Origin of the sequence: Thalassovita sp. (assembly GCF_034670005.1) — a bacterium.
Classification (GTDB): domain Bacteria; phylum Pseudomonadota; class Alphaproteobacteria; order Rhodobacterales; family Rhodobacteraceae; genus Thalassobius.
This window is the reverse complement of the sequence record NZ_JAXMOH010000008.1, coordinates 23,572-35,566: the sequence shown is the minus strand read 5'-3', so window position 1 is coordinate 35,566 and position 11,995 is coordinate 23,572. Positions and strand designations below refer to the sequence as shown.

Here is an 11,995-nt window from a genome sequence, read left to right as displayed (position 1 = left end):
TTTCCCGCATGCGCACGCAGCGCAAGGGCGAGACATTCGAACACGACGCAGCGAAGTCGACAATGGCACTGACCGGGCTGCTGAGGAGCCATACACTTGGTCAATGCGTTGCCATTTTGGAAAAGAGCTGTATCACCAAGATCCCGATCAGGATGAGGGCGATGCCCACCCCGGACCAGATGGCATAAACAATGACGACTGGCATCAACTTCAGAACGAGTGCCATGAAATGGAACGAGGCAGCATATCCTTCATGCTTGTGATGGTGGCAATTACACTCATCCAACCACGCGGGATAGAGCCTCTTCGGGATGAAGTTCGCCGCTAGAGCCTGAGCAACTTCGCATTGGATGCGATCATTCACTTTGCTCACGATCTGAGAGTCAGCACCATGATCCTTCCCAATACCAACAAGGGTTTGCGTATATCCTTTGGGTCGCGGGCCATTTTTCATTCCTTTCCTGCGGATCAATCGTTCGACAAAGCGGGCAGTTCGCGCCGGAACGGCACACCCTCGGTAACCGGTTCGCCCAGTTCGCGTGCATAACGGTGCCCGGCATAGACGGCGGCGGCGATCGTACCCGGGGCCAAGCAATCGCCGATCCGGGTAACCGATTTCGGGCCCGACACGCCATCTGCCGTCAAGTCGTGATACAGCCCGTCCACGGCTTCGCGCATGGTCACCATTACCACTGCATTGCACGGCAGGGCATGTACCTTGTCGGTGAAAACACAGGATAGTTTAACCCGGTCTGATTGAATGGCGGCAAGGTTGTGCAGCGGCACGATCTTGACACCCAGCTCGATCAGGCGGGTCTGAATCCGGCCCTGCTCCATCGTGTTGTGGGTCCAGTGCGACACATCGACAGCGGGAGTGACATAAGTCACGTCGAATCCTTCAAGCCGCAGCTTTTCGGCCATCAGCCCGCCCATGTAGTAATGGTCGTCATCGAATACCACGACGGGGCCCTTTTCGGGCCGCTGACCTGCCGAAATCTCGTCCGGGGTCAGCACCGTCGCGCTGTCATAGGTCGGGATCGGTTGCCGGTTGGCGCGCCCGATGCCGCTGCGCACCCATTTCGACCCGGTGGCGATCACCACGTGATCCGCGTCGAATTCCAGCACCTGTTCGGCCGTCAGGCGGCTGTCAAAGAACAGCTCGACATTAGGCATCTGGCTAATCTGGTACTGTCGGTAATCCGCCACCCGCCGCCATTCGGACAGGCCCGGCAGGCGGCCTTCGACCGCTACCCGCCCCCCGGCTTCGGTTCCCGCCTCGGCCAGCGTCACGTCATATCCGCGCTGGCCCAGAGCGCGGGCGGCTTCCAATCCCGAGGGGCCGGCGCCGACGATCAGCACGCTTTCGTCAGCGGTCTTTTCCTTGATCTTTTCCGGGTGCCAGCCGCGCCGCCATTCCTCGCCCATGGTCGGGTTCTGGGTGCAGCGCATCGGCACGGCGAGGTAATCGCCGGTGACGCACATGTTGCAGCCGATGCATTCGCGGATGTCCTCGATCCGGCCTTCCTCGACCTTCTTGGGCAGGAACGGGTCGGCGATCGACGGCCGCGCCGCGCCAATCAGGTCCAGCGCACCGCTCTTGATCAGCGATACCATCGCGTCGGGCGAAGTGTAGCGGCCCACGCCCACCACAGGCTTGTTCGTCACCTTCTTGACGAAGGACACATAGCTGTCCTGGAACCCCTGTTCGGTGAAACGCGACGGCGCGCTGTCATTGGCCCAGTCGCTGATGTTCACGTCCCACAGGTCGGGCAGGTCGGCCAGCATTTCGACGATATCGCGCCCCTCGCCTTCGCAGGTCAGCCCGCCGGACCCGCGCAATTCGTCCACCATCAGCCGGATCGCCACCGCGCAGGTGCCGCCGATCGCCTCCTTGGTGTCCTGCAGAACCTCGCGCAGCAGACGTACCCGGTTTTCCAGCGATCCGCCATATTCGTCGCCCCGGTCGTTGCGGCTGCGCGACAGGAAATGGGTGAAGGTGGTCATGTCGTGCCCGGCATAAAGATAGACGATGTCGAACCCCGCTTTCTTCGACCGCAGGGCGGCGTCCACATGCATCTTACGGAAGGCCTTGATATCGGCCTTGTCCATCGCCCGGACCTGGATCGGGTCCATCAGGTCGACCGGCCGCGCCGAGGGGCCCATCGGAACTTCGCGGCTGTACAGGTTCGACGCCCCGCCGCCCAGATGCGCCGGTTCGATCCCTGCCAGCGCTCCGTGCGCATGAATCTTATCGACCATCTTGGCCAGAACCGGAATGTCGCTGTCATCCCACAAACGTCCTTCGGGGATCGGGCTGAGTTCCGAGGTGTGGCTGATTTCCACCTCCTCGGTATTGATGACGCCCCAGCCGCCCTCGGCCTTCATGGCGCGCATTTCCGCCATGCTGGAGGGGTATTGATGGCCCATCCCGTTGCAATGAGGCACCTGGTAGAACCGGTTCTTGGTCGTAACCGGGCCAATCTTCACGGGCTCGAACAGGATATCGTAACGGGGATCGCGGGGCATGTCGGTCCTTTTGCTTTTCGGATCTGTTTTTAGAAGGTCAGAGGCCATGCGACGTACCGGCTGGACGGTGAAACCCGGTCCTGCCGCCCTACGCTGCGCCAATGAGGCGCGCCTGCGCTGGAGACGTAAAAATTGGGCACAACTGGCGTCCGAACCCACTCAATTGAATGATCATTCAATCGTTGTGTTGATTTTTGTCTCGAGTCAAGTCAGGATTTGATCAAATGTGCCGCGCCGCCGGGTGCCAACATTTCATATCCAACAAAACGGCAAACCACGCGTTTGCGAGGGGAGGAGACCATGACAGAGATTCGGAAAGTCATCCGACTGGACCGCAACGGCCCGCCCGGAACGGGGATGCACGAAATGGAATGCGACCCGGCCGATTTCCAATCACCGCTGCCGATCCAGCACTTGCATGTCTATTTCAGCGACGAAGAGCTGGGGCTGAATGTCGGCGTCTGGGACACCACCACGATGCAGGAAGCTTTCGGTCCCTATCCGGGCGATGAATTCATCTGGGTGCTGGAAGGCGAATTCGCGATGATCGACGGCGACGGCAACGCGGTCGAGGTCAAGCAGGGGCAAAGCGCCTGTTTCCGCAATGCGATCCCGATCAGCTGGAAACAGGACGGGTATCTGAAGAAGTTCTTCATCACCTATCTCGACCCCAAGGCCGAAACGCCGGATATCGCCTCGGCGGAAGGCCGCGTACAGGTGATGGACCCGGATGCGCCGATGGTGCCGCTGGAAACCACCGCACCCTTCACGATTGCCGGTCCCAAGCCAGTACAGCGCGAAAATATCCTTTTCACCAACGATGCGGGTAATATGTCCGTGGGTCTCTGGGACAGCGACGCGATGGCGAGCGAAATGGAACCCTTCCCGGTGCATGAATTCGTCCAGATGCTGGACGGCGAAGTGACCATCACAGAAGAGGACGGCAGCGCCCAGACCTTCCGCGCGGGCGACTGTTTCTTCGTGCCCAAGGGCACGGTGTGCAGCTGGGAAATCAAAAAATACGTAAAGAAATACTTTGCGGTTCTCAACGCGTGACGGCGGAGAACGCCAACAAAGGAGTGATCTATCATGACCGATTACAGGGCGATTGCCGCCAGCCTGACCTTTCCCAAGAAGGTGCTGATCGGCGGCGTTTTCCAGGACGCCGCAAGTGGTGAAACCTTCGAAACCACAGACCCGGCCACCGGCAAGGTTCTGGCCAAGGTGCCCGCCTGCGGGCCCGAGGATGTCGAGGCCGCCGTCGCTTCAGCGCGCAAGGCGTTCGAAAGCGGTGTCTGGTCGGGCCTGCACCCGACGGCACGCAAGGCAATCCTGCTGAAGCTGGCCGACCTGATCGACGAAAACACCACCGAACTTGCGGTGATGGAGGCGCTGGACGCCGGCAAGCCGATCACCGATTGCGTCGAAATCGACATCCCCGAAACCGCCAATTGCATCCGCTGGCACGCGGAAGCCCAGGACAAGCTCTACGATCAGATCGCGCCCTCGGCCCCCGATGCGGTGGGGCTCATCGTGCGCGAACCGATTGGCGTGGTGGCCGCCGTTCTGCCGTGGAATTTCCCGCTGATGATGATGGCGTGGAAAATCGGCCCGGCACTGGCCACCGGTAATTCGGTGATTGTCAAGCCCGCCGAGCAGACCAGCCTGACCGCGCTGCGGCTGGGCGAACTGGCGCTGGAGGCCGGGGTGCCGCCCGGCGTCCTGAACATCATCACCGGCATGGGGCCCGATGTGGGCGAACCGCTGGGCCGCCACATGGATGTGGACGCGGTGACCTTCACCGGATCGACCGATGTGGGCAAGCGATTCCTCATCTATTCCGCCGAAAGCAACGCCAAGGAAGTCTGCCTTGAAATGGGTGGCAAAAGCGCCGCCGTGGTTCTGGAAGACGCCACTGATATCCCGCGCATCGCGGAAATCCAGGCCGGGGCGATTTTCTGGAACATGGGCGAAAACTGCACCGCCAACAGCCGCATCATCGTGCATCACAAGCATTATGACGCGCTGATCGCGGAACTGGCCAAGCAAGCGGTGACCTGGGTGGTGGGCGATCCGCTGGACCCGGCGACGCAGAACGGCCCGCTGGTCAGCTCTGAACACATGGCCAAGGTGTCGGGGCTGGTGGAAACCGGCAAGAAGCAAGGCGCGCGGGTCGTCTGCGGCGGCGAAGCGGGCGAAGGCCTGATATACAAGCCTACCGTCTTTGCCGAAGTCACCCGCGACATGGTGATCTTCCAGGAAGAAATCTTCGGCCCCGTCGTAGCCGTCACCAAGGCTGATAGCGACGAACAGGCAATCGAGCTGGCCAATGACAGCAGCTATGGGCTCGACGCCACGCTTTATACCCGCGACATCGCCAAGGCGCATAAATACGCCCGCGCGCTGAAGGCGGGGACGGTGGGCGTCAACGCTTATTCCGAGGGCGAGATTTCCACCCCCTTTGGCGGCTTTAAATCCTCGGGCTTCGGCGGGCGCGACAACGGCGTGCATGCCCATGAGCAATATACCGAGCTGAAAACCATCTGGATCGACCTCAACGGTTGATCCGGAGCAGGGATTAAAACAGGGCCGTCCTTTGCCGGGGCCGGCCCAGACCCGCGCGCGGCGCAGCGGAAAGGAAATCAAGGTGAACGAAGTCACTTCGCCAGACAGGCCCATTAGCGTCGACCTACTCGTCCGGCCCGGTTTCGTCGCGCTGGAAGTCGCTTCCATCGTCGACATCCTGCGAATCTGCAACCGGGTCAGCGGCAGGGACGTGTTTCGCTGGACCTATTGTTCCGCGCAAGGCGGCATGGTCGAAGGCGCGGGCGGCATCAGCGTGAACGCAACGGCTTTCTGCGACCTGTCCGGGGCGGATTACCTGATCGTTGCGGGCAATCGCGCGCAGCGGTTCCTCGACAAATCGTGCCTCGCGCATATCCGAAAGTCCCGGCAGGCCAAGGCCAAGGTTGTCCTGCTGTCCGAGGCCGCGGCGGAATTCATCTCCCAGTACCGAAGCGCCAGCTACCCGATGACGACGCATTGGGAAAACAAGTCGGTTCTTGTCGAACAGTTGGCCGGGGCCGACATTTCCGACCGGCTGATCGAAAACCATGACGGGATGATCACGGCGGCAGGTATGTCGGCGACGCTGGACATGATGCTGAACCTGATTGCCGATCACGTTCCCCCGTCGAACGTCAGGACCGTGTCGGCAATTTTCCTGCACGACAATATCCGCCCCGGCGACATGCTGCAGCTCAGCCCGCGCTCGGCCTCTCTCGGCCCGACCGACAAGGCGCTCAAAGCGGCGATCAGGGTGATGGAGCAGAACCTCGACACCGATCTGAGCATCGCCGACCTACCGCGGCTGGTGGGGATAAGCCCGAAGGCGCTGGAACGGAAATTTCGCAAGGTTTTCGACACCACGCCCTACCAGTTCCTGGTCAACATGCGGCTCGACAAGGCGCTGAGGCTGATCGACACCACGGACCTGCCGCTGATCGAGGTGGCGCTGAGTTGCGGTTTCACCGATACCGGCCACTTGGCAAAACACTTCAAGGCCCGCTGCGGCGTGTCGCCAACGGCCTTCCGCAAACGCAAGATGCATCTGGGGCTGCAGGTTGCCTGAGCCCGGAACGCGCCGATTTGCGCCCGGATCAGGCCGGGGTTTGCAGCAGCGTGTCGATGAATTCGGAAAACAATTCGCCCTGCGACCGGATCTGCAGCTTGGAATAGATGTTGCGCCGGTGAATCCGCACCGTGCCGGGGGCGATTTCGAGGATGCGGCCGACTGCCTCAGCGGAATGGCCCTTCAGGGTGAATTCGACCACTTCGCGTTCGCGCGGGGTCAACACGCCCTTGCCGAAGGTCTGAAACGCCAGTTCGAGGCTCTTGTGCAGGCCGTTTTCCGTCGTCGTGCTGCCGGTGACGCCGAAATCTTCGGCAAGACCGCGCCAATGCTTGCCGCAGGCGGCATCCACCACCGGCCAATAGGCCCGCAATTCGCGGACTTCCTTGGCCGTAAACGCCTTTTCGGCCCGCATCAGCGATACGACTACCACTGCGCCGCCGGGCAGGTTGATGAAAAATCCGATTTCTTCGGCCAGCCCGGTCTGGACGTAATAATTGCGGAAATATTCGCCTTGATAGAACCGGTCCGGCGCCAGATCGCGCAGCCGGTACAGCCCCGAATCCACCGGTTCGCTGCTGGCCAGGTAAAACGGATCGAGAAGATAAGGCCCTTCCTGGTAATCCTCGACGAACACCCGCCGCTTGCCGCGCGGGAAGTCGTCATACAGGTCCAGCGGCCGGGCGGACCCGAGATAGCCGAAAACGACCGTGTAGTCGAAAGGCGCTATCCCTTTCAAAGCATTGGAAAGTTTTGCCGCGAAGTCATCGGTTCCGATTGCCGATATCAATTCGCCGGTCGCCTCGGCCCAAGTGGTCACTGCGATCCTCCCTCCATCCCAGCTATCAAAAAAGAACTACCTAATTCGTGGTATATACAACAAATCTGGATTTTCTTACGATTTTTCCAAAACAGATGATATGCCACCCAACAGGGAAACAATCAAGAAAATGGACAAGGGTGAATATACCCCGGGCCGCGAAACGGGCGGCGGGAAAATCATCGCCGAGCTGCGGGGCGTGTCGAAACGCTTCGGCGACGTGTTGGCGGCCGACGATCTGAACCTGTCGATCGCAGAGGGCGAATTCCTCTCCTTCCTCGGCCCCTCGGGCTGCGGCAAGACCACCGCGTTGCGGATGCTGGCGGGGTTCGAGGCGCCCACCGATGGCGAGGTGCTGATCGACGGCGACGTGGTAAACAAGCTCGACGCGCATCTGCGTCCGGTGAACATGGTGTTCCAGCATTACGCGCTGTTCCCGCACCTGACCGTCGCGCAGAATATCGGCTATGGCTTGAAACAGCGCCGCCCGCGCCTGCCCAAGGCCGACATCGCCGAAAAGGTCGCCAATGCGCTGGACCTGGTGCAGTTGCAGGGATTCGAAGACCGCCGCATCTGGGAAATGTCGGGCGGCCAGCAACAGCGCGTCGCGCTGGCCCGCGCGGTGGTGAACGAACCCAAACTGCTGCTTCTCGACGAACCGCTGGCGGCGCTTGACCGCAAGCTGCGCAAGGACATGCAGATCGAACTGCAGAACATCCAGCGCAGCCTTGGCATCACCTTCATCCTGGTCACCCACGACCAGGAAGAAGCCCTGTCGATGAGCGACCGGGTCTGCATCATGCGGGCAGGCAAGATCGAACAGATCGGATCGCCGCAGGAACTCTATGACCGGCCGCGCAACCGCTATGTGGCGGGTTTCGTGGGATCGACCAATTTCTTCGACGGCAAGGTGGCGAATGTGTCCGGATCGGTCGCGATCGTCACCCTGAGCAACGGTCAGGACGTGACCGGTGCGGCGGTGCACGATCTGCGCCCCGGCCAGGACGTCACGGTCAGCGTCCGCCCCGAACAGATCCGCCTCAGCACCAAGGCCAGCGAAGGTAGCCTTCCGGTGACGGTGCTGAACCGGATCTTCCTGGGCGAACATACGGAATACCTGGTGCGCCATGACAGGCTGGGAGATTTCCTGGTGCTGGCGCCCAGGCTCGCGGAATTGAACGAAGGGCCGTTCAATACGGGCGATGTGCTGCAGGCATCCTGGGATGCCGACGCGGCGCTCGTTCTGGAAAATAACTAAAGCCTACGAAAACTCTTCACAGGGAGTATCCAAATGCAACGCGACGACACACCAATCACCAAGAAAAAGTTCATGGAAGAACTTTACCGCTACAAGAAAGGGTCGGTCAGCCGCCGTCACTTCCTTGGCGTGACCGGTCTCGGGATGGCCAGCGCCGTGATGGGCGCTGCCGTGCCCGGCCTGCGCCCGCGCCCGGCCTTCGCCGCCGGCGATATCGGCGACCGCGTGGTTCTTGCAACCTGGCCGAACTACCACGACATGGCCAACTTCGAGGCCTTCACCGAAGCCACCGGCGCCTATGTGCAGATCAACGCCTTCGGATCGAACGAGGAAATGCTGGCCAAGCTGCAGGCCGGCGCGACAGGCTGGGACGTTTTCGTGCCCACCAACTACACCATCACCACCTATGTCGGCGAAGACTTGATCGAACCGCTCGATACCTCGCTGATCCCGAACTATGACCCCAATGCCTATGACCCGCGCTTCTCCGAAGCCGGATCGGTCGACGGCAAGCTCTACGCGGTACCGAAGGACTGGGGCACCACCGGTTTCGTTCTCAACACCAAGCATACCAACGGTGTGAAGGTCGACAGCTGGAAGCAGTTCTTCGACATGACCAAGAATGAATTCTCCGGCCGTACCATGGTGCATGACTACCAGCTGACCACCATCGGCAACGCTCTGAAATATTTCGGTTATTCCTTCAACTCGGTGGACGAGAAGGAACTGGCCGACGCCGAGAAGCTGCTGATCGAATGCAAGCCGCATCTGTTCGCTATCTCGTCGGACTACCAGCCGGCGATGCGCAATGGCGATGCGTGGATGTCAATGGCTTGGACCGGCGACGGCAAGCAGCTGAACAACGACATGCCCGAAATCATCTATGTCCTGGGTAAGGAAGGTGGCGAAATCTGGAGCGACTACTACGCCGTTCCCAAGGGTGCCCCGCACCGGGCCGCAGGCTACGCGCTGATCAATTTCTTGCTCGATCCGCAGGTCAACGCCAAGGAGGTTCTGGCACACGGCTACCCGTCGGCGGATGCGCATACAAATGCGCTGCTGCCCGAGGAACTGCTTAACGACCCGATCCTCTACCCGGCGCAAGAACTGCTGAGCGCGCTGGAATTCGGCGCGGCCGTGACGCTGACCGACCCGAACCGGGCCGAACTGATGGCCCGCTTCAAATCGGCCTGATCTGAAAACGACGAGAACGACATGACTCAACGCACCCGCAATCTTCTGCTCTTGGCACCTGCCGGAACCTGGTTTCTGGTCATGCTGATCGTGCCGCTGACGGTCGTTCTCGTTTTCAGCTTCGGCGAACGCGGGGCCTCCGGTGGATATGTCCCCGCGTTCACCTTCGAACAATACGCCAACCTGCCGGCCCGCTGGGCGGCGTTCAAGAATACCCTGACCCTGGCGCCGATCGGCACATTCGCGGCGTTGGTGATCGCCTATCCGCTGGCCTATTACCTGGCCGTCAAGGCCAGCCCGAAATGGAAGACCATGCTTCTGGTGCTGGTCATCGTGCCATTCTGGACTTCGATCCTGATCCGTTCCTACGCTTGGATCTTCCTGCTGGGCGGCCGGGGCATTCCGGCGTTGCTTGAACTGATCGGGATCGAGGGCGTGCGCCTGATCAACACGCCCTTCGCAGTGCTGGTGGGGATTATTTACGGCTACCTGCCGCTGATGGTGTTCCCGATCTTCGTCAGCCTCGACCGGCTCGACAAGCGGCTGCTCGAAGCCTCTTCGGACCTCGGCGCGACCCGCTTCCGCACCTTCTGGCAGGTGACGCTGCCGCTATCGCTGCCCGGCATCGCCACCGGCAGCCTTCTGGTCTTCATCCTGCTAATGGGTGAATACCTGATCCCCGCGCTTCTGGGCGGCGGCAAGGTGTTCTTCGTTGGCAACGCGCTGGTCGACCTGTTCCTGCAATCGCGCAACTGGGCCTTTGGCTCGGCGGTGGCGGCGACGCTGGTGATCATCATGCTGGTCAGTGTGACCATCTACATGCGGCTGATCAGCAAGCTTGGCGCGCAGCGCGAAGATGTGTCGTTGATGTAAGGGACTGAAAGATGCGGCTTTATTCGATATTCGTCTACCTGTTCCTCTACATCCCGATCGGAGTGATCGCGATCTTCAGCTTCAACGCCGGCCGCCATGCCAGCCAGTTCCAGGGCTTTTCGACCCAGTGGTACGGCAAGGCGCTGAACAATCCCTTCGTGATGGATGCGCTGCAGACCAGCCTTACCGTGGCGTTCTTCTCGGCCCTGTTCGCCAGCCTGTTCGGCACCATGGCGGCGGTGGCCTTGCAGGGGATCAAGGGACCGGTGCGCACCGTGTTCGACGGGCTGATCTATATCGCGGTGATGATCCCCGGCATCGTCATCGGTATCGCCACGCTGATCGGGCTGGTGACGCTGTTCGATCTGGTCAATCCGGCCATCGCGGCCGTGTGGCCCGCAGGCGCGGCTGCGCCGAAGCTCAGCATGGGGATGGGATCGCTGATCGCGGCGCATACGATGTTCACCATGGCCTTGGTCGTCATCATCGTGCGGGCGCGTCTGGCCGGGATGGACCGGTCGCTGACCGAAGCGTCGTCGGACCTCTACGCCACGCCGATGGGCACCTTCCGGCAGGTGACGCTGCCGATGATCCTGCCGGGCATCTTGGCCGGCTTCCTGCTCAGCTTCACCTTCAGCTTCGATGATTTCATCATCGCCTTTTTCGTCGCCGGGTCCGAAACCACGCTGCCGATCTACGTCTTTTCGTCGATCCGGCGCGGGGTGACGCCCGAAATCAACGCCATCGGTACCATGGTGCTGGCGGCATCGCTGATCATGTTGGTTACCGCGCAGATCCTGCTGCGGCGTGGAGAAAAGAGAAAGTCATGACCGTTCTTGAAAGAGTGAAGACACCCGCCGAGATGGTTTCTCTGGAAGGCCGTGTGGCCTTCGTCACCGGGGCGGGGTCCGGGATCGGCCGCGCCGGGGCCATGGCGATGGCGCAATGCGGCGCCCATGTGGTAGTGTCCGACCGCGACGGCGCACTTGCCGTCGAAACCGCCGACGCCATCGCCGAGGCGGGCCATTCGGCCAAGGCGCTGGCGGTCGACGTGACTGATGCAGCGCTGCTGGAAAACGCGATCCTGCAAACGGCGGAACGGCACGGGCGGCTCGACATCCTGCATTCCCATGCCGGGCTTCAGATCGAGGGCACACTGGAACAGGTGGCGCCTGAGGACATGGATGCCAGCTGGGGGCTAAACGTGCGTGCTCATTTCGTCGCCGCCCGCGCGGCGATCGGCCCAATGAAGAAACAAGGTGGCGGCAGCATCATCATCACCGCGTCGAATTCGGGCGTGCAATACGACCGCGAAATGATCGCCTATGCCACCACCAAACACGCCTCCGTGGCGATGACCCGGCAGATGGCAGCGGATTACGCCCGCGATAACATCCGGTTCAATGCGCTGTGCCCGGGTTTCGTCGACACCCCGTTCAACGCGGGGTTCGAGGTGCAGATGGGCGGACGCAAGGCGTTGGAGAGCTATATCTCGGACACCATCCCGATGGGCCGCTGGGGCACCACCGGCGAAATTGCCGATGCCATCGTTTTCCTGGCCTCCGACATGTCGACCTTCGTGACCGGTCATGCGCTGGTCATCGATGGTGGTGAATGCATCTAGACAGCCACGCCTGGGCGGACAATCCTTGCCCCGGCGCGCTGCGCCCTGAAACCTCCAACAGACCCGGCC

Annotated in this window: 11 protein-coding genes; 8 read left to right on the top strand and 3 right to left on the bottom strand. The window is 61.2% G+C overall.

What is annotated here, in order from left to right; translation table 11 throughout:
* Positions 1-100: 100 nt before the first annotated feature.
* Together VOI23_RS13735 and VOI23_RS13730 are read right to left on the bottom strand one after the other, a co-directional pair.
* Positions 101-454 carry a DMT family transporter gene (locus tag VOI23_RS13735; protein ID WP_323785479.1) on the bottom strand — a complete coding sequence of 118 codons (354 nt, stop codon included), beginning with the start codon at positions 452-454 and terminating at the stop codon, positions 101-103.
* Between the two features lie 14 nt (positions 455-468).
* On the bottom strand, positions 469-2,526 hold the full coding sequence (locus tag VOI23_RS13730; RefSeq protein WP_323785477.1) for an FAD-dependent oxidoreductase: 2,058 nt from the start codon (positions 2,524-2,526) through the stop codon (positions 469-471).
* A 300-nt stretch (positions 2,527-2,826) separates the two neighbouring features.
* Between VOI23_RS13730 and VOI23_RS13725 the strand changes: the two genes are divergently transcribed.
* The 3 genes from VOI23_RS13725 (at position 2,827) to VOI23_RS13715 (ending at position 6,157) form a co-directional block, all read left to right on the top strand.
* Positions 2,827-3,582 (top strand): cupin domain-containing protein, encoded by a 756-nt coding sequence (locus VOI23_RS13725; RefSeq protein WP_323785476.1) that lies wholly within the window; start codon positions 2,827-2,829, stop codon positions 3,580-3,582.
* Positions 3,583-3,615: 33 nt separating this feature from the next.
* Complete coding sequence (locus VOI23_RS13720) at positions 3,616-5,091, top strand: aldehyde dehydrogenase (protein WP_323785475.1); 1,476 nt, start codon at positions 3,616-3,618, stop codon at positions 5,089-5,091.
* Between the two features lie 82 nt (positions 5,092-5,173).
* The gene (locus VOI23_RS13715; protein ID WP_323785474.1) at positions 5,174-6,157 is read left to right on the top strand and encodes a GlxA family transcriptional regulator; all 984 of its coding nucleotides are present in this window, start codon (positions 5,174-5,176) and stop codon (positions 6,155-6,157) included.
* A 28-nt stretch (positions 6,158-6,185) separates the two neighbouring features.
* Here the strand turns inward: VOI23_RS13715 and VOI23_RS13710 are convergent, their stop codons facing one another.
* Positions 6,186-6,977, bottom strand: a complete 792-nt coding sequence (locus tag VOI23_RS13710; protein ID WP_323785473.1) for a helix-turn-helix transcriptional regulator — start codon at positions 6,975-6,977, stop codon at positions 6,186-6,188.
* A gap of 130 nt (positions 6,978-7,107) precedes the next feature.
* Between VOI23_RS13710 and VOI23_RS13705 the strand changes: the two genes are divergently transcribed.
* From VOI23_RS13705 to VOI23_RS13685, 5 genes are read left to right on the top strand one after another with little or no spacing between them, the layout of a single operon-like run.
* Positions 7,108-8,235: an ABC transporter ATP-binding protein gene (locus tag VOI23_RS13705; protein WP_323785472.1), complete on the top strand. Its 1,128-nt coding sequence runs from the start codon at positions 7,108-7,110 to the stop codon at positions 8,233-8,235.
* Between the two features lie 33 nt (positions 8,236-8,268).
* A complete protein-coding gene (locus VOI23_RS13700; protein ID WP_323785470.1) occupies positions 8,269-9,429 on the top strand; it encodes a spermidine/putrescine ABC transporter substrate-binding protein in 1,161 nt (386 codons plus the stop codon).
* A 21-nt stretch (positions 9,430-9,450) separates the two neighbouring features.
* Positions 9,451-10,302 carry an ABC transporter permease gene (locus tag VOI23_RS13695; protein WP_323785468.1) on the top strand — a complete coding sequence of 284 codons (852 nt, stop codon included), beginning with the start codon at positions 9,451-9,453 and terminating at the stop codon, positions 10,300-10,302.
* Positions 10,303-10,313: 11 nt separating this feature from the next.
* Positions 10,314-11,132: an ABC transporter permease gene (locus VOI23_RS13690; protein ID WP_323785467.1), complete on the top strand. Its 819-nt coding sequence runs from the start codon at positions 10,314-10,316 to the stop codon at positions 11,130-11,132.
* Positions 11,129-11,926 (top strand): SDR family NAD(P)-dependent oxidoreductase, encoded by a 798-nt coding sequence (locus VOI23_RS13685; RefSeq protein WP_323785465.1) that lies wholly within the window; start codon positions 11,129-11,131, stop codon positions 11,924-11,926. The genes VOI23_RS13690 and VOI23_RS13685 overlap by 4 nt, the downstream gene beginning before the upstream one ends.
* Positions 11,927-11,995 lie beyond the last annotated feature (69 nt).

Excerpts from the sequence above, each read along its gene's own strand:
- VOI23_RS13735 (WP_323785479.1), bottom strand. The coding sequence starts at position 454 with ATGAAAAATGGCCCGCGACCCAAAGGATATACGCAAACCCTTGTTGGT.
- VOI23_RS13720 (WP_323785475.1), top strand. The coding sequence starts at position 3,616 with ATGACCGATTACAGGGCGATTGCCGCCAGCCTGACCTTTCCCAAGAAG.
- VOI23_RS13725 (WP_323785476.1), top strand. The coding sequence starts at position 2,827 with ATGACAGAGATTCGGAAAGTCATCCGACTGGACCGCAACGGCCCGCCC.
- VOI23_RS13690 (WP_323785467.1), top strand. The coding sequence starts at position 10,314 with ATGCGGCTTTATTCGATATTCGTCTACCTGTTCCTCTACATCCCGATC.
- VOI23_RS13730 (WP_323785477.1), bottom strand. The coding sequence starts at position 2,526 with ATGCCCCGCGATCCCCGTTACGATATCCTGTTCGAGCCCGTGAAGATT.
- VOI23_RS13700 (WP_323785470.1), top strand. The coding sequence starts at position 8,269 with ATGCAACGCGACGACACACCAATCACCAAGAAAAAGTTCATGGAAGAA.
- VOI23_RS13705 (WP_323785472.1), top strand. The coding sequence starts at position 7,108 with ATGGACAAGGGTGAATATACCCCGGGCCGCGAAACGGGCGGCGGGAAA.
- VOI23_RS13685 (WP_323785465.1), top strand. The coding sequence starts at position 11,129 with ATGACCGTTCTTGAAAGAGTGAAGACACCCGCCGAGATGGTTTCTCTG.
- VOI23_RS13695 (WP_323785468.1), top strand. The coding sequence starts at position 9,451 with ATGACTCAACGCACCCGCAATCTTCTGCTCTTGGCACCTGCCGGAACC.